This is a genomic window from Anaeromassilibacillus sp. SJQ-5, from assembly GCF_054108045.1.
Map to the genome: position 1 here is coordinate 2,464,324 of NZ_JBPJWQ010000001.1, position 20,340 is coordinate 2,484,663.

Here is a 20,340-nt window from a genome sequence, read left to right on the forward strand (position 1 = left end):
CGCCCTTTTTCAATGGCTTTAGTCCTCGTAGCCCTGGGGGTTCTTCGACTGCCAGCGCCAGGAATCCCGGCACATGTCCTCCACGCCGAACTGCGCCTTCCAGCCCAGCACCTTCTCCGCCTTGGACGGATCGGAGTAGCAGGTGGCGATGTCTCCCGGCCGACGGGGCGATATCACATAGGGGACGGTCACGTTGTTGGCCGCTTCAAAGGCCTTGACCAAATCCAGCACGCTGTAGCCGATGCCGGTGCCCAGATTGAACACCTCCGCGCCGGCGTGATCCAGCGCGTATTGCACCGCCTTGACATGGCCGCGGGCCAAATCCACCACGTGGATGTAATCCCGCACGCCGGTGCCGTCGTGGGTATCGTAGTCATTGCCGAAGATGGACAGGTGGGGCAGCTTGCCGATGGCCACCTGGGAGATGTAGGGCATCAGGTTGTTGGGGATCCCGCAGGGATCCTCCCCGATGCGGCCGCTTTCATGGGCGCCGATGGGGTTGAAATACCGCAGAAGGACGGCGCTCCACGCCGGGTCGGACACACAGGTGTCCCGCAGGATTTCTTCGATGATGTATTTGGTGCGGCCATAGGGGTTGGTCACTGCGCCGGTGGGCATATCCTCTCTCAGGGGGGAGGGGTTGTTCATACCGTACACCGTGGCGGAGGAGGAAAACACCATCCGCTTGCAGCCCGCCTCGGCCATCACCTGACAGAGTACCACCGTGCCGCTGACGTTGTTGTCGTAATAGGTCAAGGGCTTGCTCACCGATTCACCCACCGCCTTCAGCCCGGCGAAATGGATGACCGCCTCGATGTCGTGGGCCTTGAAAATTTTCCGCAGACCCTCCGCGTCCCGGATGTCGCACTCATAAAACGGAAAATCCCGGCCCGCCAGCTCCTTAACCCGCCGCAGGGCCTCGGGCTTGGCGTTGTAATAATTATCGAGCACCACGATGTCGAAGCCGGCTTTCAGCATTTCAATGCAGGTGTGGCTGCCGATATAGCCGCAGCCGCCTGTAATCAGTATGGACATTTGGGTTCCTCCTTATTATAATAGACGTGGCCTTCTTATTGCGAATACCCTCTTCTGTCTTTCTATTATACCGGGAAAATTTTCTTTTGCAATGGACGCAGGTTGCATCTGACGGTTTTGACAAATGTTTCGGCGGTTTCTGCATGGCGGCCAGCCGGGGTTTGCGGTATGCTTAAGGCAAAGGGGAGCGAACAACCTCCAATTTTTAGGAGAGCGAGCGCCCGCAGCGCCTCACCTTAAGGCAACAAAACAAGCTGTAACAGCTCCTCCAGCCGGCGCGGAGAGAGCCCGGGATCATCCATTTTCACCGCCGGAGAAAGGACTTACTCTATGGATACCACGCAAAAACCCGCGCTGATTATCATGGCCGCCGGTATGGGCAGCCGGTTCGGTGGACTCAAGCAGGTTACGCCCGTCGGTCCCTGCGGGGAGCTGATCATCGATTATTCCATTTACGACGCCATCGCCGCCGGGTTTGGCCGGGTGGTGTTCGTCATCAAGAAGGAAATCGAGGAAACCTTTAAGGAACATATTGGCAACCGCATTTCCCGGCAGATTCCGGTGTCTTATGTCTATCAGGAGCTGGACGCTCTGCCAGAGGGCTTCTCCGTGCCCGAAGGGCGCGCCAAACCCTGGGGCACCGGCCACGCGGTCCTCTGTTGCCGCGATACGGTGAAGGAGCCCTTCGCCGTCATCAACGCCGACGATTATTATGGCCGGGAATGCTTCCGCCTGCTGGCCGATTTCCTGTCCAAGCCCGGCGCGGATGCGAAAAAGCACATCGCCATGGCGGGGTATATCCTGGAAAACACCCTGACGGAGAACGGCTATGTCTCCCGGGGCATCTGCACGGTGGAGCCCGACGGCACCCTCACCGACCTGGTGGAGCGCACCCATATCGAAATCCGGGAGGGCGTCTCCCAGTTCACCGAGGACGACGGCGCCACTTGGGAAACCCTGCCCGCCGGCTGTTACGTCTCTATGAACTGCTGGGCCTTCCCGGCCGGATCCCTGGACTGCTTCGAGGACAAGTTCCAGGGCTTCCTGAAGGAAAAGGGCGGCCAGCTGAAAGCGGAATTCTACCTGCCCTTCGTGGTCAACGCCATGGTGGCGGCGGGCGAGGCTGACGTCAAGGTCCTGCCCACCAGCGACAAATGGTACGGCATGACCTACGCCGAGGATAAGCAGAAGGTCATCGACGCCATCGCCGGTATGATCAAACAGGGGATTTATCCGGAAAGGTTGTGGAAAGCATGAGCACCGCTATGGAAGTCGCCCACGTTTTCGCCCTGGAGGGTGAACCCATCGACGCCAAGCCCTACGGCTGCGGCCATATCAACGACACCTATTGCGTCTGCTGCCAGCGCGAGGGAAAACCGCAGCGGCGGTATATCCTCCAGCGGATCAACCATAACGTTTTCAAGGATGTGCCCGGTCTGATGCGCAACATGATTGCCGTCACGGCGTTCCTGCGACAGGCTGTTATCGCCGAAGGCGGCAACCCCGATCGGGAATGCCTGACCCTCATCGACACCCGGGACGGGGAAAAGTACTACCACGATCCCGACGGCAACTACTGGCGCGCCTTCATCTTCATTGAAAACGCCATCACCTATCAGACGGTGGAAAAGCCGGAGCATTTCTACTATTCCGGCTGCGCCTTCGGGAAGTTCCAGCGGCTGCTGGCCGACTACCCCTCGGCCACCTTGGGGGAAACCATCCCCAACTTCCACAATACCGCCTCCCGCTACCGGGATTTTGAACAGGCGGTCAAGGAAAACGCCTCCGGCCGGGCGGACGAGGTGCGGGAGGAAATTGCTTTCATCCGCGCCCGGGCGGCCGATTGCTCCATTCTCACCGACCTGCTGGCCAAAGGGGAGCTGCCCCTGCGGGTGACGCATAACGATACCAAGCTGAACAACGTCATGCTGGACGACGTGACCGGCCGGCCGGTCTGCGTCATCGACCTGGACACCGTCATGCCGGGCCTGTCCCTGTACGACTACGGTGACAGCATGCGCTTCGGCACCAACCCCGCGGCGGAGGACGAGACGGATCTGTCCAAGGTAACCTGCGACCTGAATCTGTTTGAACAGTATACCAAGGGCTTTCTGGAGGAATGCGGCTCCATGCTCACCCCTCAGGAGATCGAAAACCTGCCCCTGTCCGCCAAGCTGATGACCCTGGAATGCGGCATGCGCTTCCTCGCCGACCACATCGCCGGGGACACCTATTTCAAAATCCACCGGGAAGGCCATAACCTGGATCGCTGCCGTACCCAGCTCAAGCTGGTGGCCGATATGGAAGCCAAAATGGACACCATGAAGCAAATCGTAGAGAAATATCGGTAATCCTATGCACAGCCCGCCGCCCGCAAGCGGCGGGTTCTTTTTATCCGGAATTAGCACTCTATATATTAGAGTGCTAATGTTAACAATTTATTCATATCTTATCCGATTTTCCGTAAAAAATGGGGGATATACTGATAGCATCAACAGAAAAGAAGGTGGTTGAGCGTTGCAGACAGCAATCCGGCCCCGGACGATCTTACAGGGTTTCCATCGCCCGGCCGCCATCCATAAGCTCCCGGAAACCGTCCAATAACTTGTATGGAGGTACGCCTTATGTTTGATCTTATTCCTTTTGAACACAGAAATCACCGCTATATGAACCCCTTCGCCGACTTGGAACGCAGCTTTTTCGGCGATTTCGGCGACCTGGAAAAGGATTTCCCCTGCAAAACCGATATTCTCGACAAGGGCGATCATTACCTGGTCAAGGCCGATCTGCCCGGCTTTGCCAAAGAGGACATCCGCATCGATGTCGACGGCGACTGCCTGACCATTTCCGCCGAGAAAAAGAAAGAAACCAAGGAGGAAAAGGACAACTTCATCCGCCGGGAGCGCCGGTACGGCTCTCTCAGCCGCAGCTTTGACATCTCCGGCGTCGACGCCGCCGCCATCAAGGCCAAATACGACAGCGGCGTGCTGGAGCTGACCCTGCCTAAGAAGGGCGATGTCACGCCGCCCTCTCATCAGATTTCCATCGAATAATCCGCCCATCCCCAAGCCTTTCGCGGCCCGCCCGCGAAAGGCTTTTTTGTCGTCCGGCCCCCGGCGGAAGGTCGAATTGCATCCGCCCGGGGGCTATGCTATAATGGCGGTAAGTATTCCCGGCCCCGCGCCGCGGCTGGCGCGTCCGGGATTTCGGCGGGAGGGAACGGGATGGGTGGTATTCTGTCTTGGCTGGCGGCAATCCTTTTGGCGGGCGGCGGAGCGCTCGGAATCCTGTCCCTGGGCGGCGGGCTGGCACGGGAGAGCCGGCGGCGGATGCTCCCGCGGCTGGCCGCCGCGGCGGGGGCGGCCCTGCTTCTGCTGACCGGCGCATCCCTGATCGTGCGCTGGCTGGCCGGCACGGGCGGGCGGGAGCCCTTCGGCTTTTTCCCCGCCCTGTTCGCGGCTGCCGGCATCCTGGCGGTGCTCCTGGCGCGGGGGCGGAAGGGACAAGCCGCCTCCTGCGCCCGGCTGTGCGGGACGGCTGTGCTCGTCGTCTTTGCGCTGGAAACCTGTCTGTTCAATGGGAACGCCTTTCTGCCCCGGCTGCGCGGCCTCTCCCCGCAAGCCCTCCCCCTCGCCCAGGCGCAGCTGGAGGGGGACGTCCGCCTGCAGGAGGATGTCCTCCTTTTCGGCTCCGGAGGGGGAACAGTCACCTGGCCGGAGCTCGACACGCCGGCCGCCTTTGTCGCTTTTCAAACGGATGGCCTGTCGGCCCTGCGGACGGCAGACGTCTATCTACAGGACGACGGTGAAACCGAAAGCTTCGGCTATTCCCGAGATGTCCGCTTCGTCTCGGGTGAGGCCGCCCGCTCGTTTTCCATCGCGCCCCACGGGCGGCTGCGCGCCCTCTCGCTCCGTTTTTCCGGAAGCGAGACGCCCTTGAGCCTAACGGCGGCTTCCCTTAACATCGCGAACCCCTTCGCGTTTTCCCTAGGGCGTTTTTCCCTTCTGGCCGGTGTCGCCTGCGCCGTGCTGCTGATTCTCCGCCTGCGGCTCTGGTCCGTCCAATACAGCCCCGGGCGGCCCGCACACCAGGCCGCGGTGGCCGCGGCCATTCTCGCCGCTCTCGTCCCCGGAATGATCCTGGCGGCGCAGGATACCAATCCCATCCCCTACCCCCTGGAAGGCCCCGTGAGCGACTACAGCGCGCACATCCAGCAGTTCGACGCGTTCCAGAAAGGGCAGATCTGTCTGGATTTGCCCGTCGATCCGCGGCTCGCCACCATGGAAAATCCCTACGACACCAGCGCGCGGAACGCCCTCGGCGTATCGTATCACTGGGATCGGGCCTTCTTCGGCGGCCGGTACTATTCTTACTTCGGGGTGGTTCCCGTCCTGCTGGCCTATTATCCCTTCTATTGGATAACCGGCAGCCTGCCCGCCAACGGCATGATCTGCGGCTTCTTCGCCCTGCTGGCGGCGGTGTTTCTCTGCGGCTTGGCGCTCGAGCTGGTGCGCCTTTTCGGGCGGCGGGTGAACCTGCTCCTGCTCCTCATCGGCCTGCCCGCCGCCGTGGCTGCCAGCACCCTTTATGGGCAGCAGGGCTATGCCGATATGTATTTCATCCCTGTGACGGCGGGAACCTGCTTCCTGATGCTGGCGCTGTTTTTGTCGCTGCGGGCCTGCCGGTGCCCTCGCGGCGCGCCCCGTCTGGCGCTGCTCGCGGGGGCTGGGGCCGCCTTCGCCCTGACGCTGGGCTGCCGGCCGACAATGGCGCTGTTCGGCGCGGCGGTTCTTCCCCTTTTCCTCCGGATCCTGCGGGACAAAGAGACGCCGCACCGGCATAAAGCGGCCTGCGCGGCCGCCTTCGCCCTGCCCGCCCTCATCGGGGCGGCGGCGCTGCTCTGGTACAACCGGCTGCGCTTCGGATCCTTCCTGGATTTCGGCGTGGCCTATCAGCTGACGGTCAGCGATCCCTCCGCCAACACCCTGCGGCTTTCCAACCTCTTTCCCTCGCTGTATCATTATGGGTTTCAGCCCTTTGATTTCAGCGTCCATTTTCCCTTCCTCCTGCCCTCCTTTCGGTCGCTGAATCTGTACGGCCGGTATGTGTACCTCGACGCGTCGGTGGGGGCGCTGTCCTTCCCCGCCGTGGCCGCGGGCCTGACGCTGCTTCCCATGGCGCTGAGCCGGCGCACCCTGCCGGGCGGCCCGCCGTCTCGGTACATCCGGGGCTCCGCCTGGCTCCTCGCGGCAACGGCCGCGTTGGTGGCCTTTGTCGACTTTTCCATGGCCGGGGTGAACATCCGCTACATGGCGGATATCCTGCCACCGCTGGCGGCCCTGTGCGTTCCCGCCCTCCTGCTTGTCCACCGACGGGCCTCCCGGAGCCTCTCCCTGCGGGGCCCGGCCTTCGCAGGCGGGGCGGCGCTGCTGGCCGCCACATTTTTCGCCGGTCTGTCCCTCGCCTTTCCCGCCGCCTTCGGCGTCTGGGCGGAAAAGCCGGAAGTCTACGCCGGGCTGGAAAGATTGGTGTTTTTCTGGCTGTAAACGGGATTTCCCCTTGGAAAGCGTTGACAACCGCCCCCTAATTGATTACACTAGGTAAGTGATGATTAAATCCGGTGGATGGATTGGTGAAGGAAATTTCCCCGCCAAGCCGCCAGGCGTGATGTATTCAGCGCTTACCTAAAAAGATGTACGGAATATAGGGCGCCGCCTGACCGGCCGCCCGGCAAGTGGAGGGTCAACCATGCAAAACACGGAAAAAACCATGGAAAAAATCGTAGCTCTGTGCAAGGGACGGGGCTTTGTTTTCCCCGGCTCCGACATATATGGCGGACTGGCCAATACCTGGGATTACGGCCCCCTGGGCGTGGAGCTAAAAAATAACGTCAAGCGCGCCTGGTGGAAGAAGTTCGTCCAGGAAAGCCCCTACAATGTGGGCCTGGATTCCGCCATCCTGATGAATCCCCAGGTGTGGGTCGCCTCCGGCCACGTAGGCAACTTCTCCGACCCCCTCATGGACTGCAAAAGCTGCAAAACCCGCCACCGTGCCGATAAGCTTATCGAGGACGCGGGCGCTCTGCCCGCCGGCTGGAGCTTCGAGGAAATGAAGGCGTATATCGACGAGCACGATATCCGCTGCCCGGAATGCGGCGAACACAACTTCACCGACATCCGCACCTTTAACCTGATGTTCAAAACCTTCCAGGGCGTCACCGAGGACGCGAAAAATGAGCTGTATCTCCGGCCCGAGACCGCTCAGGGCATCTTTGTCAACTTCGCCAACATCCAGCGCGCCTCCCGCAAAAAAATCCCCTTCGGCGTGGCCCAAATCGGCAAGAGCTTTCGCAACGAAATCACCCCCGGCAACTTCACCTTCCGCACCCGGGAATTCGAGCAGATGGAACTGGAATTCTTCTGCAAGCCCGGCACCGACCTGGAATGGTTTGCCTTCTGGAAGAACTACTGCCGGGACTGGCTGCTGCACATGGGCATGAAGGAGGAAAACCTGAAGCTGCGGGATCACGAGCAGAAGGAGCTTTCCCACTACTCCAAAGCCACCACCGATTTCGAGTTTCTCTTCCCCTTCGGCTGGGGCGAGCTGTGGGGCATCGCGGATCGCACCGACTACGACCTCGGTCAGCACAGCGAGCACTCCGGCGTCAAGCTGGAATACTTCGATCAGGAATCCGGCGAGCATTATATCCCCTATGTCATCGAGCCGTCCCTGGGCGCGGACCGGGTGGTCCTGGCCTTCCTGTGCGACGCATATGACGAGGAAGTGGTGGACGCCGAAAAGAACGACACCCGCGTGGTGCTGCGTCTCCACCCGGCTCTGGCCCCCTTCAAGGCGGCGGTGCTGCCCCTGTCCAAAAAGCTGAGCGGCAAGGCCCTGGAGGTCCACGATACGCTTGCCCGCCAGTTCATGGTGGACTTTGACGACGCGGGCTCCATCGGCAAACGGTACCGCCGAGAGGACGAAATCGGCACGCCGTTCTGCATCACCTACGATTTCGAGAGCGAAAACGACGGCTGCGTCACCGTGCGCGACCGGGACACCATGCAGCAGGAACGCATTGCCATCGACGAATTGAACGCCTACATTGCCTCCAAGCTGGACTTCTAAGAAAAGAGGGCATTGCAAAATTAAAATTTTGCAATGCCCTCTTTTTATACCGCGCGGAGTCTTCGCACCGCCTCCTCTTCGTCGGCCGTGAAAAAGACATCTTTCCCCTGATTGCTTTCCCGCATGAAATCCCGGAGCGGCTGACTCGTATACCGCGAAAAATCTCCAAAAACGGCCAGCTTCGCCCCGTAGTTGATAAACTTTTGCAGAATTTCGCCCGCCATCCCCGTGCTGAGGATGAAAAACGCATCTGCAACCGCCCCTTTGTCTATGGCAATCCGGTCGGCTTGGTGCTCATATTTCGCTGCTATCAGGAGATCGAGCGCCGACTGGACGTCCTTTATGACGACTTCGCCTGCGTCGGCCCCAATTACAACAATTTTGCCCCCGTTTTCCCATCGTTCGGCTATCCGCATAGACTTTCACCCCTTACTGAATTGTCTTTCCCTCGAAGGCCAGCTGCCGCTTGATCTTATCCATTACCCCGTCGAACTGGGCGGGAGTAAGGGACTGCGCCCCGTCGCACAGCGCGGCCTTGGGGTTGTTGTGCACCTCGATCATCAGCCCGTCCGCTCCGGCGGCGATAGCGGCCTTGGACAAGGGCTCCACCAGCCAGGGGATCCCCGCCGCGTGGCTGGGCTCCACCACCACGGGCAGATGGGACTGGTGATGCAGCAGCGGTATGGCGGAAATGTCCAGCGTATTGCGGGTCATGGTCTCAAACGTGCGAATCCCCCGCTCGCAGAGAACAACCTGCGCGTTTCCTCCGGCCAGAATGTATTCGGCGCTCATGAGGAACTCCTCCAGGGTGTTGGCCAGCCCCCGCTTGAGCAGAATTGGCTTGCCGCAATGCCCCAGCTCCTTGAGCATCTCGAAATTCTGCATGTTGCGCGCCCCCACCTGAATCACGTCCACCTCCGCGAACAAATCAAGATGGTGCAGGCTCATCAGCTCGGTAACCACCGGCAGGCCGGTGGCTTTCTTCGCTTCCAGCAGCAGCTCCAGCCCCTGCCCCTGCAACCCCTGGAAGGCGTACGGGGACGTGCGCGGCTTGAACGCCCCGCCCCGCAGCAGGGTAGCCCCGCTTTTCTTGACATCCCGCGCCACCGCAATCATCTGCTCCTCGCTCTCCACCGAGCAGGGGCCGGCAATAACGCTGAAGAATCCGCCGCCGATGCGGGCCTCCCCCGCCGCCACCACCGTGTCCTCGGGATGGAACTTGCGGTTGGCCGCCTTGTACGGCTCCGATACCCGCTTGACGTCCTCCACAATGTCGTTGGCCCGCACGGCGTCCACGTCCACCTTAGAGGTGTCTCCGATGATGCCCACAATGGTCATCTGGGTGCCGGTGCTGCAATGGCAGGACAAACCCATGGACTCGATGCCGCCAATCAGCTCCTCTACCCTCTGCCGTTCAGCCTCCGGCTTCAATACGATAATCATACAAATGCCTTCCTTTCCATCATAAAAAATACCGGCCGCCTTGGCTATCCCCAAGGCGGCCGGCTTCCCCTGTTGTCAGGTAAGCGCTACGGACGGCAAATGGAACAGCACAAAGGATCCGCGCTATGCATATAGCCCGGATAAACCCCTTCATATACCCTGTGCCGGTTTTCCATACAGCCTCTCCCTTTCGCTTCGTTGCTTTAAAGTGTAACAGCATTTTCAGCATTTGTCAAGCCATCGGATAAAAAATAGGGTGTATCCGCCTACAGCGGATACACCACCCGTTCTTTTTTCTCGTTGACTAGACAGATCCGTTCCACGGGAGCCGACGTGTCCAAATGGATAAAGAATGTATTATCCCGGGATACCGGTAGAAATTTCAGCGTCCGCACACCAATCAACAGCGTGTTTCCATCCATCTCATAGATATATCCCTGGTAAAACGAAGACGCCTCCCCCTCTCCTTTGAGAGATACAAAGGAATCGCCCACCGTTATCTGTGAAACCAACAGCTCATCCGGATTGGTGCACAGCCGATATCCGAAAAGTTTCCATCCCCATATGAAAAAGCCGAAGAACACGACTACCGAAAGGGTAATCACTCCCCCTATTAACATTTTTATTTTTTTCAATTCGGCAGCCCTTTCTTACATCCCTGATAGTTTCTTTACATTACAAACCATATTTTACCAAGTCGTCTAAAGAAAGTCAACCGTCCTTCTTCCCAATTCAGTAAAATTTTTTCCAATTCATAGCATTGTGTATAATATTCACAGTTGATCTGTTGTTGGCATGCTGAAAAAGGCAGGGCGGCCTCAACTCTGCCACCCTGCCTATGTTTCCTCTCGTTTATCAATCCCGCATCAGCGTAACCATGACCGCTTTCTGTGCGTGCAGCCGGTTCTCTGCCTCATCGAATATCTCAGCGGCGTGGGCCTCGAACACATCCGCCGTGATTTCCTCCCCCCGATGGGCAGGCAGGCAGTGCTGCACCATGCAGCCCTCGTGGGCTTTCTTCAGCAACTGTTCGTTGACCTGATAACCGGCAAACGCAATTTTCCGTTTTTCCGCCTCGCCCTCCTGACCCATGGAAGCCCACACGTCGGTGAAGATCACGTCCGCTCCCTCCGCGGCCTTCAGGCAGTCGCTGGTCATGGCGAACTTGTCGCCGTATCCGGCGGCAAACTCCAGCACCCGGCTGTCCGGCTGATACGCGTCGGGGCAGCCGATGGATACCCGCATGCCCACCTTCAGGCCGCCGACGATGAGGGAATTGGCCATGTTGTTGCCATCCCCGATATAGCACATGTTCAGCCCCTCCAGGGTGCCCTTGTGCTCCCGCACGGTCATCAGATCGGCCAGCACCTGGCAGGGGTGGCAGAAATCCGTCAGGCCGTTTATAATCGGGATGCTGCCGTACGCGGCCAGCTTCTCCACCTCATCCTGCTCGAAGGTGCGGATCATGATACCGTCCAGATACCGGGAGAGCACCCGCGCGGTGTCCTCCACCGGTTCGCCCCGCCCGATCTGCAGATCGTTGGCCGACAAAAACAAGCCGTAGCCGCCCAGCTGGTAGATGCCGGTTTCAAAGGAAACCCGGGTGCGGGTGGAGGATTTCTGGAAGATCATGCCGAGGGTCTTGCCCGCCAGATATTTGTGTTCCATGCCGTGACTCAGCTCGTATTTCAGCTGATCCGCCAGGTTGAGGATCTGCAGGATCTCCTCCTTGGAGAGGTCCAGCATTTTCAGCAGATGGTTCATTGGTCTTCAATCCTTTCCAGTACGCTCTCCAGGATGGACAGCCCCTTGTCCAGTTCCTCCCGGGTGATATTCAGCGGGGGCAGCAAACGCAGCAGGGTTTTGGCCGTGAGGATCAGCAGACCGTTTTGCAGGCAGTCCTCCGCCACGGCGCGGGCGGTGCCGGCATCCAGCACCACGCCGATCATCATGCCCATGCCCCGCACCTCTCGGACGTGGGGCATGGCGGCCAGCCGCTGCCGGATGGCCGCGCCCTTGCGCGCGACCTCCTCCAGGAACGCCGGCTGGGTCAGCCGGGAGAGCATGTACCGGCCGGCGGCGCAGGCCACCGGGTTGCCCCCAAAGGTGGAGCCATGCATCCCGGCGGACATTACGCCGCCGAGCGCCTGTGTGCACAAGCACGCCCCGATGGGCAGGCCGCCGCCCAGTCCCTTGGCCATGGTGACCACGTCCGGCTGCAGTCCCAGCTGCTCGCAGGCCAAGAAGGTGCCGGTGCGCCCCGCGCCGGTTTGTACCTCGTCCACCAGCAGCAGCACGTCCCGCTCCCGGCAAAGGGCCTGGACCGCCTGGACGTAAGCCTTGTCCAGGGCGACGACGCCCCCCTCTCCCTGCACGCATTCCAGCAGCACCGCGCAGACGCTGCCGTCCAGCTTATCCTTCAGGCTGTCCAGATCGCCGGCCTTGGCGAAGGAAAAGCCCTCAGTGAAGGGGAAAAAGTATTGGTGGAACACGTCCTGCCCGGTGGCGGACAGGGTGGTCAACGTCCGGCCGTGAAAGCTGTTTTCCAGCCCCACGATGGTGGAACGGCCCTTCCCGTATTTGTCAAAGCTGTATTTGCGGGCCAGCTTGATGGCGCATTCGTTGGCCTCCGCCCCCGAATTGCAGAGGAAAACGCGGCCCATCCCCGTCGCGGCGCACAGCTCGGCGGCGAACTGCACCTGCACCGGACTGTAATAGAGATTGGAAATATGCTGCAAAGCCGCGGCCTGCTCCTGCACCGCCCGCACCCAGCCCTCGTCGCAGTAGCCCAGGGCGTTGACCCCGATGCCGCTGCCGAAGTCGATGTAGGCGCGGCCCTCCACGTCGATGGCCGTGGCCCCGTGTCCGCTGGCCAGCGCCACGGGGAACCGGCCGTAGGTGGGCATCAACGCGGCGTCGTGCTGTTTTTGTATCTCGTCGAGCGTCATAATCCGTCTCCTCCCCTTACAGGAACATGGTGCCGATGCCTTCGTCGGTCAGCATTTCGATCAAAATGGAATGGGGGATCCGGCCGTCGATGATGTGGGTGCGCTTGACTCCCCGGCGCACCGCCTCCACGCAGCAGTCGATTTTCGGAATCATCCCGCCGGAAATAATCCCCTGGTTTTTCAAATGGGGCACCTCGCTGACCTGCACCACCGAGATGAGGGAGCCGTCGTCGTCCTTGTCCCGCAGCAGGCCGCGCACGTCGGTCATCAGCACCAGCTTTTCCGCGCAGAGGGCGGCGGCGATGCGGGAGGCGGCGATGTCGGCGTTGATGTTGTAGGTTTCGCCGTCGTCCTCGCCGGCGGCGATGGTGGCCACCACCGGGATGGTGTCGCTCTCCAGGCTGTGGCGGATGAGGGTGACGTTCACGTGGGTGATGTCCCCCACCAGGCCGAGATCTGCCTCGCCCTGGTGCCGGCGCGCCTTGATCATGCCGCCGTCCAGCCCGCATAGGCCGATGGCCCGCCCACCGTGCTCCTCGAGCAGCTGCACCAGCCCCTTGTTGACCTTGCCGGCCAGCACCATTTCCACCACGTCCATGGTCTCCCGGTCGGTGTAGCGCAGGCCGCCCACAAATTTGGACTCCTTACCGATCTTTTTCAGCATGGCGTTGATTTCCGGCCCGCCGCCGTGAACCAGCACCACATCCACCCCCACGGTGGACAGCAGCACAATATCCTCCATCACGGCGGCTTTCAGCTCGTCGCTTATCATGGCGTTGCCGCCGTATTTGATGACCACGGTCTTGCCCGCGTACTGCTTGATATACGGCAGGGCCTGGGTCAGCACCCGGGCTCTCTGCGCGGTGGAAATGTCCATATTTGTCCGCCTCTCTCAGCTGGTGATAAAGTTAAGGAAGCCCGCCTTTCCCCACCGGTAACAGCCGTTCTTCCCGCCGGGGTTCAGCCGGCGATAGCCGAGCACCCCACAGAGTTAAGTCGGCGGCAGCCGATCTGCCCGGAGAAATACGGGCAAAAGCCCGTATTTCCAGGAGTTAAGTCGGCGGTAGCCGATCTTAACTCCGGTAGTCCCCGTTGATCTTCACATACTCATAGGTCAAATCGCAGCCGAAGGCCACCGCCGCCGCGTCCCCGTCGTGCAGTCGGATATCGATGACGATTTCCTTCTCGCTGAGGATGCCCTTGGCCTTGTCCTCGTCTACCGGGATTCCCGCCCCGTTCCGGCATACGTCGATGGAGCCAGCCGCCGAGGCGAAAGCTACGTCCACGGCGTGGACGTCCACCGCCGCGCCGGAATATCCGATGGCGCACAGTACCCGGCCCCAGTTGGCGTCCGCGCCGAACATGGCCGCCTTAAGCAGAGCGGAATTCGCCACCGCCTTGGCCGCCAGCCGGGCGTCCTTCACGCTGGCCGCGCCGCTCACCCGGCATTCCAGCAGCTTGGTGGCCCCCTCGCCGTCGGCGGCCAGATGGCGGCAGATGGCGGTGCATAAGGCATGCAGCGCCTCCAGGAAGGCGTCATAGTCGGCGTTTTTCTCGGTCACAAGCGTGTTTCCCGCCGCGCCGTTGGCCAGCACCACCACCATGTCGTTGGTGGAGGTGTCCCCGTCCACCGACAGCATGTTGAATGTGTCGTCCACCACCGCCAGCAGGGCCTCGTGCAGCAGCTGCGGGGCGATGGCGGCGTCGGTGGTCAGGAAGCAGAGCATGGTGGCCATGTTGGGCGCGATCATCCCACTCCCCTTGGCGATGCCGCCCAGGGTGCAGGTTCGCCCGTCCGCCTGGAAGGTCACGGCAAACTCCTTTTTGCGGGTGTCGGTGGTCATGATGGCCTCGGCCGCGTCGGCGCTCCCCTGCGCGGACAGCGCGGCGGCCAGCCTCGGCAGTCCCGCGGCAATGGGCGCGATGTCGATGGACGGCCCGATGACGCCGGTGGAGGCGACCACCACGTCCGCCGCGTCGATGCCCAGCGCCTCGGCGGTCAAGGCGCACATGGCCTCGGCCTTCTCAATGCCGTCGAACGCGCAGGTGTTGGCAATGCCGCTGTTGCAGACGATGGCGCGGGCCCTGCCGTCGGCGATATGCGCCTGCGTCACGGTCAGCGGCGCGCCCTTAACCAGGTTGCGGGTGTATACCGCGGCGGCGGATGCCGGCCGATCGGATACGATCAGGCCCAGATCCTTTTTGGCCCGGTTTTTCCGGATGCCGCAGTGCACCCCGGCGGCCTGAAAGCCCTTGGCGGCGGTGACGCCGCCCTCGATGAAAGTTGTCATGACGTATCAGCTCCTGTATCAGGCGAAATCGGCTCACGGGTTCTCCCGCTCCTCTTTCTGCTCTTCCTCGAAAAGTTCCTCTTCGGCTTCCTCTTTTTTCTCTTCCAGCTCCCCGGTCGCGGCCCGCGCTCCCCGCTCCCACCATTGTTGGATGCAGAGGAACAGCAGCGCATAGGCCGCCGCGCTCAAAAGGGTGTCCTTGATCAGAGCGCCAACCCGGGGCGCTATGGGCACATCGACATAGGCCGGTGTCCGTCCTATGGCCGTCAGCAGGCTTGTCAGCTGCAACGCCGCTCCCAGCAGCACCAGGGTGAGCGCCACAGCCCATTCCCGCCCCTTCAGCAGCCGGTACAGCCCCTTGGCTAGGCAGAACGTCACGGCCCCGCTCAGCAGCAGGGACAGCAGCGCCAGCCCGGCATAGCCTATGCCTCCGCTTCGGATAAGCGCCGGCCACACCGTCCCCGCGTTCCACACCAGCATCAGCAGCCACAGCAGAAGATACGGCTTCACCCAGTAGCGGATGGCGATCATCCCCGCGGCCGCTCCGCTCAGGGCGTTGGCGGCGCTGAGGAGAACGGCTGCCGCCGTCTGCACGCCGGTATAAGCCATGACCGGATCCTTAAAGCGCCAAAGGGCGCCGCTGTCCGGCGACAGCCCGCCCAGCGCCCCCGCCGCCAGACCAAGGAGTGTAAAAACCGCCCAGCAGCTCACCAGAAACCAATACTCCCGCGAAAAGGTCTTTTTCATCTCGAGCCCTCTCTTTCGATCGGCTGTCAGAACGCCGGAGGGATCATGTCGATGCCGGTTTCCTCCGGCAGACCGAACAGGATGTTCATGTTCTGTATCGCCTGACCCGCCGCCCCCTTGACCATGTTGTCGATGACCGAGGTGACGATGAGCAGGCCGGTGTGTTCGTCGGCATACAGCTGGATGTCGCAGTAGTTGGAGCATTTGACGTGGCGGATATCCACCCCCACGCCGGCGGGCAGCACCCGGACGAACCGCTCGTCCCGGTACGCCTGCTCATAGGCGGCGCGCACCCCCTCCAGTGTGACGCCGGGCTTCATCCGGGCGTATATGGTGGACAGGATCCCCCGGTTAACCGGCAGCAGGTGGGGCACAAAGGTCACCGTGGCCGCCCGGCCCGCTACTTTAGACAACGTCTGTTCGATCTCGGGGGTATGGCGGTGGGCCGCCACCTTATAGGCGGAAAACGCCTCGTTGCACTCGGGGAAATGGGTGCCCTGGGTGGTTTTCCGCCCCGCGCCGGTGGTGCCCGATTTGGAGTCGCAGACAATGCCCTCCGCCTCGACGAGGCCGTCCCGCAGCGCGGGGGCCAGTCCCAGCGCGATGCTGGTGGGGTAGCAGCCGGGGTTGCCCACCACCTGCGCCCCGGCGATGGCCTTCCGGAACAGCTCGGGCAGTCCGTAGGGCGCCGCCTCGTGCAGCGCGGGATGGCGATACTCGCAGCCGTACCACGTGGTATAGGCCTGCGGATCCTCCAGCCGGAAATCCGCTCCCAAATCGATGAATTTCTTGCCCGCCTTCACGCAGGCGGCCGCGGTGTCCTGCGACAGCCCGTGGGGCAGGGCGGCGAACACCACGTCGCTTTTGGCCAGAACCTCGTCGGCCGATTCGCACACCAGGGGGCAGATCTCCCGCAGGGAGGGATACACCTCCCACAGCGCCTGCCCCTCAAAGGAGACCGAACCGACGGCCGCCACCTGCGCCCCCGGATGCCGAAGCAGCAGCCGCGTCAGTTCCACGCCGGCGTAGCCGGTGGCCCCCAGTATCCCCGCTTGTATCATAGGTCGTTCCTTCCTTTATCCGTTCTTGCCGCCAATTCTTCCGCCAGCGCCCGCACCCGCTCGGCCTGGGCGCGGACGTTTTCAGGGGCCGGGCCGCCGTACACCCGCCGCAGCGCGGCGCAGCGTTCCAGCGAAATGGTCTCGAACACCCCTTCGTCAAACAGCTCGCACACCGCCCGGTAGTCCTCCAGCGGCAAGGTCTCCAGCGTCAGGCCCCGCTCGATGCACCGGGCCACCAGGGTGCCGGTGGCCTTGTAGGCGTCCCGGAAGGGCAGCCCCTTGCCCACCAGATAGTCGGCGCAATCGGTGGCGTTGATGAAACCACCCGCCGCCGCCCGCCGCATGTTGTCCGGCAGCACCTTCATGGTGTCCACCATGGGGATAAACGCGGTCAGGCACATGCACACCGTGTCCAGCGCGTCGAAAATCGCTTCCTTGTCCTCCTGCATGTCCTTGTTGTAGGCCAGCGGCAGCCCCTTGAGAACGGTCAGCAGGGTCATCAAATCGCCGAACACCCGTCCGGCCTTCCCCCGCACCAGCTCGGCGATGTCGGGGTTTTTCTTCTGGGGCATGATGGAGGAGCCGGTGGAAAACGCGTCGTCCAGCTCGATGAATTTGAACTCCCAGGAGCACCACAGGATAATCTCCTCCGAGAAGCGGGACAGGTGCACCATCACGAGGGAGAGGGCCGCCGCCAGCTCCACCGCGAAATCCCGGTCGGACACGCCGTCCAGGGAATTGGCGGTCACCCCGTCCATGCCCAGGGCCGCCGCTACCGCCTCCCTGTCCAGGGGATAGGTGGTGGAGGCCAGGGCACTGCTGCCCAGCGGGGAGACGTTCATGCGTGCCGCCGCGTCGTCCAGACGGCCGATGTCCCGCAGGAACATCTCCGCATAAGCCAGCAGATGGTGGCCGAAGGTGATGGGCTGGGCCCGCTGCAAATGGGTGTAGCCCGGCATGATGGTGCCGGCATGCGTCAAGGCCTTGTCGCTCAAGACCCGGATCAGATCGCACAGCTGACCCCGCAGGGGCGCCACCGCCCCCCGCAGGTACAAGCGGATGTCCAGCGCCACCTGGTCGTTGCGGCTGCGCCCGGTGTGCAGGCGCTTGCCCGCGTCCCCGATGCGGGCGGTCAGCTCGCCCTCGATGAAGGTGTGGATGTCCTCCGCCTGCGGGTCGATGATGAGTGTCCCCGCGCGCAGGTCGGCGGCGATGCCCGCCAATCCATCCCGGATGGCCTCCCCGTCGGCGGCGGAGAGGATCCCCTGCTGCGCCAGCATGGCGGCGTGGGCCATGCTGCCCGCGATATCCTCCTGCGCCATCCGGCTGTCAAAGGCAATGGAGGAATTGAAGTCGTTGGTTTTCTGATCGATTTCCTTCTGAAACCGTCCGGCCCATAATTTCATGGTCGCGCTCCTTTGAAACTGGTTCTTATTTTGTAAATGCGCATAGGGCACGGCGCGCCGTGCCCTATGCGTATCGTTATCCCTTCCGGTGGGACAGCAGCCAGTCGGCCAGCGCCGAGCCGGCATACGCCCGCTCCCAGCTGTCGTGCCCGACTCCCTCGAAGACGGTCAGCCGGGCGCTGCCGCCCCGCTCGTTGACCCGTTCCACCATGCGGACGCTCTCGTCGAGGGGCACCGTGTCGTCCTTGTCTCCGTGGAAGCACCAGACCGGCACCTGCCGCAGCGCCTCGCCGTACCAGCAGATTCCCGTCCCGCAGACAGGGGCGATGGCGGCGAACCGTTCCGGATTGGCCATGGCCCACAGCCATGTGCCGGTGCCGCCCATGCTCAAGCCGGTCAGATACACCCGGTCGGCGTCCACCCGCAGGCGGTCGAACAGCCCGTCCAGAAAATCGTTTAAGGACTCGATGTACCCGCCCCAGTATTTGTCCGCCGGGCATTGAGGCGCCGCCAAAAGGAAGGGGAATTCCTCCCCAGCCGCCGCCCGGCGCAGAAAGCCGTGACGGCACAGCACGTCGTAGTCGTCGCCCCGCTCCCCCGCCCCGTGGAGCATCACCACCAGGGGCCACCGTTTGTCCGGCAGGGCGTCGTAATCCTGGGGAAGCGCCAGCACATAGGGGAAGGAAATCCGCCGGGTCACCGCCCGATCTTCCCGCAGCCGCTTGAGCATCGGCTTATTTCCGCCCCTGCTTGAGGGCCTGCACCTTGATCGGCAGGCCGAACAGGTTGATGAAGCCCTGGCTGTCCATCTGGTCATACACCTCGTCCTCGTCGAAGGTGGCGATTTCCTCGTCATACAGCGAATAGGGGGAGGTAACGGAGGCCAGAATCATGTTGCCCTTGTACAGCTTGAGCTTTACGTCGCCGGTCACATGCTCCTGGGTGCTGTCCACGAAAGCGGACAGGGCCTCCCGCAGAGGGGTGAACCACTGGCCGTAATACACCAGCTCCGAGAACTTGCCCGCCACCATCTGCTGCTTGTAATGCTGGGTGTCCCGGTCGAGGCAGAGGGTCTCCAGCACCTCGTGCGCCTTGTACAGGATGGTGCCGCCGGGGGTCTCGTACACGCCGCGGCTCTTCATGCCCACCAGCCGGTTCTCCACCATGTCCACCAGGCCGATGCCGTTCTCGCCGCCCAGCTTGTTGAGCTTTTCGACCATGCCCACGCCGTCCAGCTTTTCCCCGTCCAGGGCCACCGGCACGCCCTTTTCAAAGGACAGGGTGATGTAGGTCGCCTTGTCGGGCGCCTTCTCGGGGGACACGCCCATTTCAAGAATCTCGTCATATTTCGGCTCGTTGGCCGGATCCTCCAGATCCAGTCCCTCGTGGGACAGATGCCACAGGTTCTTATCCTTGGAGTAATTGGTCTCCCGGGTGATGTTCAGGGGCACATGATGCGCCTCGGCGTAAGCGATCTCCTCCTCCCGGGATTTGAGATCCCAAATCCGCCAGGGGGCGATGATTTTCATGTTCGGGGCAAAGGCCTTGATGGCCAGCTCAAACCGCACCTGGTCATTCCCCTTGCCGGTGCACCCGTGGCAGATGGCGTCCGCCCCCTCGGCCAAGGCGATTTCCACAATCCGTTTGGCGATAATGGGGCGGGCGAAGGAGGTGCCTAGGAGGTATTGGTTTTCGTATACGGCGCCGGCTTTCAGGGTCGGATAAATATACTCTTCCACGAATACCTTCTTAAGATCCTCTATGTACAGCTTGGAGGCGCCGGTGGCTTTGGCTTTTTCTTCCAGACCGGTCAGCTCTTTGCCCTGGCCCACGTCGGCCGCGACCGCGATCACCTCGCAGTTGTTGTAGTTTTCCTTCAGCCACGGGATAATAATAGAGGTATCCAGTCCTCCGGAATACGCCAGGACCACTTTTTTGATCGACTCCATGCCAGCAGCTTCCTTTCTGTTCGCTTTCGTTCGCTTTTGTGCGATTTCGTTGCCTTTTTTCATATTATAAGCGCCGTTGTGCGGTTTTGCAAGAGGGAAAAACGCATATTTATGCTATCCCGCCTATTTTTGTCACCCTGACCAAGTTTGCAATAAACAGGCGGTATTTTCCCATATTTCTTCACCACCACGCTATACATTATGCATTTAAAAATGAATAATTATACATTTTAAGATGCATAATGTATACCCGCCTCCGCGAATATTTGATAAAAAGATCGATTTTTTTGATATTTAACACGCCCTTAACAAAGCCTTGTTATAGTTTTAAA

General features: G+C 61.4%; 18 protein-coding genes. 5 read left to right on the top strand and 13 right to left on the bottom strand.

Annotated elements, in window-relative coordinates; genetic code table 11:
- Positions 1–18: 18 nt before the first annotated feature.
- A complete protein-coding gene (gene galE / locus ACSAMM_RS10525; RefSeq protein WP_457791297.1) occupies positions 19–1,035 on the bottom strand; it encodes a UDP-glucose 4-epimerase GalE in 1,017 nt (338 codons plus the stop codon).
- Positions 1,036–1,365: 330 nt separating this feature from the next.
- On the opposite strand from galE, the gene ACSAMM_RS10530 reads away from it, so the two are divergent.
- The 5 genes from ACSAMM_RS10530 to ACSAMM_RS10550 all read left to right on the top strand — a co-directional run bounded on the left by ACSAMM_RS10530 (position 1,366) and on the right by ACSAMM_RS10550 (position 8,163).
- The gene (locus ACSAMM_RS10530) at positions 1,366–2,292 is read left to right on the top strand and encodes a nucleotidyltransferase family protein (RefSeq protein ID WP_457791298.1); all 927 of its coding nucleotides are present in this window, start codon (positions 1,366–1,368) and stop codon (positions 2,290–2,292) included.
- Positions 2,289–3,386, top strand: a complete 1,098-nt coding sequence (locus tag ACSAMM_RS10535; protein WP_457791300.1) for a phosphotransferase enzyme family protein — start codon at positions 2,289–2,291, stop codon at positions 3,384–3,386. Before ACSAMM_RS10530 ends, ACSAMM_RS10535 begins: the two co-directional genes overlap by 4 nt.
- 273 nt (positions 3,387–3,659) lie before the next feature.
- Positions 3,660–4,088, top strand: coding sequence for an Hsp20 family protein (locus ACSAMM_RS10540; RefSeq protein ID WP_178726158.1), 429 nt, complete (start codon positions 3,660–3,662; stop codon positions 4,086–4,088).
- A 171-nt stretch (positions 4,089–4,259) separates the two neighbouring features.
- Positions 4,260–6,581: a hypothetical protein gene (locus ACSAMM_RS10545; protein ID WP_457791302.1), complete on the top strand. Its 2,322-nt coding sequence runs from the start codon at positions 4,260–4,262 to the stop codon at positions 6,579–6,581.
- A gap of 202 nt (positions 6,582–6,783) precedes the next feature.
- Positions 6,784–8,163, top strand: coding sequence for a glycine--tRNA ligase (locus tag ACSAMM_RS10550; RefSeq protein WP_178726154.1), 1,380 nt, complete (start codon positions 6,784–6,786; stop codon positions 8,161–8,163).
- 44 nt (positions 8,164–8,207) lie between these two features.
- On the opposite strand, the gene ACSAMM_RS10555 is transcribed toward ACSAMM_RS10550, so the two are convergent.
- The 12 genes from ACSAMM_RS10555 to ACSAMM_RS10610 all read right to left on the bottom strand — a co-directional run bounded on the left by ACSAMM_RS10555 (position 8,208) and on the right by ACSAMM_RS10610 (position 20,008).
- A complete protein-coding gene (locus tag ACSAMM_RS10555; RefSeq protein ID WP_457791303.1) occupies positions 8,208–8,579 on the bottom strand; it encodes a DUF4180 domain-containing protein in 372 nt (123 codons plus the stop codon).
- 13 nt (positions 8,580–8,592) lie between these two features.
- On the bottom strand, positions 8,593–9,606 hold the full coding sequence (aroF, locus tag ACSAMM_RS10560; RefSeq protein ID WP_457791305.1) for a 3-deoxy-7-phosphoheptulonate synthase: 1,014 nt from the start codon (positions 9,604–9,606) through the stop codon (positions 8,593–8,595).
- Positions 9,607–9,872: 266 nt separating this feature from the next.
- Positions 9,873–10,241 carry a hypothetical protein gene (locus ACSAMM_RS10565; protein ID WP_178726150.1) on the bottom strand — a complete coding sequence of 123 codons (369 nt, stop codon included), beginning with the start codon at positions 10,239–10,241 and terminating at the stop codon, positions 9,873–9,875.
- A 220-nt stretch (positions 10,242–10,461) separates the two neighbouring features.
- Entirely contained in the window at positions 10,462–11,370 is a 909-nt protein-coding gene (argF, locus tag ACSAMM_RS10570) for an ornithine carbamoyltransferase (RefSeq protein ID WP_178726148.1), read from the bottom strand.
- A complete protein-coding gene (locus ACSAMM_RS10575) occupies positions 11,367–12,554 on the bottom strand; it encodes an acetylornithine/succinylornithine family transaminase (protein WP_457791307.1) in 1,188 nt (395 codons plus the stop codon). The genes argF and ACSAMM_RS10575 overlap by 4 nt, the downstream gene beginning before the upstream one ends.
- 16 nt (positions 12,555–12,570) lie before the next feature.
- Complete coding sequence (argB, locus tag ACSAMM_RS10580) at positions 12,571–13,431, bottom strand: acetylglutamate kinase (protein WP_178726143.1); 861 nt, start codon at positions 13,429–13,431, stop codon at positions 12,571–12,573.
- Positions 13,432–13,627: 196 nt separating this feature from the next.
- Positions 13,628–14,845, bottom strand: a complete 1,218-nt coding sequence (gene argJ, locus ACSAMM_RS10585; protein ID WP_457791310.1) for a bifunctional glutamate N-acetyltransferase/amino-acid acetyltransferase ArgJ — start codon at positions 14,843–14,845, stop codon at positions 13,628–13,630.
- Positions 14,846–14,878: 33 nt separating this feature from the next.
- A complete protein-coding gene (locus ACSAMM_RS10590) occupies positions 14,879–15,592 on the bottom strand; it encodes a hypothetical protein (RefSeq protein WP_457791312.1) in 714 nt (237 codons plus the stop codon).
- Positions 15,593–15,618: 26 nt separating this feature from the next.
- Positions 15,619–16,653 carry an N-acetyl-gamma-glutamyl-phosphate reductase gene (gene argC / locus ACSAMM_RS10595; protein WP_178725053.1) on the bottom strand — a complete coding sequence of 345 codons (1,035 nt, stop codon included), beginning with the start codon at positions 16,651–16,653 and terminating at the stop codon, positions 15,619–15,621.
- Positions 16,650–18,059 carry an argininosuccinate lyase gene (gene argH, locus ACSAMM_RS10600; RefSeq protein WP_178725051.1) on the bottom strand — a complete coding sequence of 470 codons (1,410 nt, stop codon included), beginning with the start codon at positions 18,057–18,059 and terminating at the stop codon, positions 16,650–16,652. The genes argC and argH overlap by 4 nt, the downstream gene beginning before the upstream one ends.
- Positions 18,060–18,135: 76 nt before the next feature.
- The gene (locus tag ACSAMM_RS10605) at positions 18,136–18,789 is read right to left on the bottom strand and encodes a carboxylesterase family protein (protein ID WP_457791315.1); all 654 of its coding nucleotides are present in this window, start codon (positions 18,787–18,789) and stop codon (positions 18,136–18,138) included.
- A 4-nt stretch (positions 18,790–18,793) separates the two neighbouring features.
- Positions 18,794–20,008 (bottom strand): argininosuccinate synthase, encoded by a 1,215-nt coding sequence (locus tag ACSAMM_RS10610; protein ID WP_178725048.1) that lies wholly within the window; start codon positions 20,006–20,008, stop codon positions 18,794–18,796.
- Positions 20,009–20,340 lie beyond the last annotated feature (332 nt).

Coding starts and splice junctions, on each gene's coding strand:
- ACSAMM_RS10590 (WP_457791312.1), bottom strand. CDS start 15,592: ATGAAAAAGACCTTTTCGCGGGAGTATTGGTTTCTGGTGAGCTGCTGG.
- aroF (WP_457791305.1), bottom strand. CDS start 9,606: ATGATTATCGTATTGAAGCCGGAGGCTGAACGGCAGAGGGTAGAGGAG.
- galE (WP_457791297.1), bottom strand. CDS start 1,035: ATGTCCATACTGATTACAGGCGGCTGCGGCTATATCGGCAGCCACACC.
- ACSAMM_RS10545 (WP_457791302.1), top strand. CDS start 4,260: ATGGGTGGTATTCTGTCTTGGCTGGCGGCAATCCTTTTGGCGGGCGGC.
- argJ (WP_457791310.1), bottom strand. CDS start 14,845: ATGACAACTTTCATCGAGGGCGGCGTCACCGCCGCCAAGGGCTTTCAG.
- ACSAMM_RS10530 (WP_457791298.1), top strand. CDS start 1,366: ATGGATACCACGCAAAAACCCGCGCTGATTATCATGGCCGCCGGTATG.
- argH (WP_178725051.1), bottom strand. CDS start 18,059: ATGAAATTATGGGCCGGACGGTTTCAGAAGGAAATCGATCAGAAAACC.
- argB (WP_178726143.1), bottom strand. CDS start 13,431: ATGGACATTTCCACCGCGCAGAGAGCCCGGGTGCTGACCCAGGCCCTG.
- argC (WP_178725053.1), bottom strand. CDS start 16,653: ATGATACAAGCGGGGATACTGGGGGCCACCGGCTACGCCGGCGTGGAA.
- argF (WP_178726148.1), bottom strand. CDS start 11,370: ATGAACCATCTGCTGAAAATGCTGGACCTCTCCAAGGAGGAGATCCTG.
- ACSAMM_RS10610 (WP_178725048.1), bottom strand. CDS start 20,008: ATGGAGTCGATCAAAAAAGTGGTCCTGGCGTATTCCGGAGGACTGGAT.
- ACSAMM_RS10575 (WP_457791307.1), bottom strand. CDS start 12,554: ATGACGCTCGACGAGATACAAAAACAGCACGACGCCGCGTTGATGCCC.
- ACSAMM_RS10605 (WP_457791315.1), bottom strand. CDS start 18,789: ATGCTCAAGCGGCTGCGGGAAGATCGGGCGGTGACCCGGCGGATTTCC.
- ACSAMM_RS10555 (WP_457791303.1), bottom strand. CDS start 8,579: ATGCGGATAGCCGAACGATGGGAAAACGGGGGCAAAATTGTTGTAATT.
- ACSAMM_RS10550 (WP_178726154.1), top strand. CDS start 6,784: ATGCAAAACACGGAAAAAACCATGGAAAAAATCGTAGCTCTGTGCAAG.
- ACSAMM_RS10535 (WP_457791300.1), top strand. CDS start 2,289: ATGAGCACCGCTATGGAAGTCGCCCACGTTTTCGCCCTGGAGGGTGAA.
- ACSAMM_RS10540 (WP_178726158.1), top strand. CDS start 3,660: ATGTTTGATCTTATTCCTTTTGAACACAGAAATCACCGCTATATGAAC.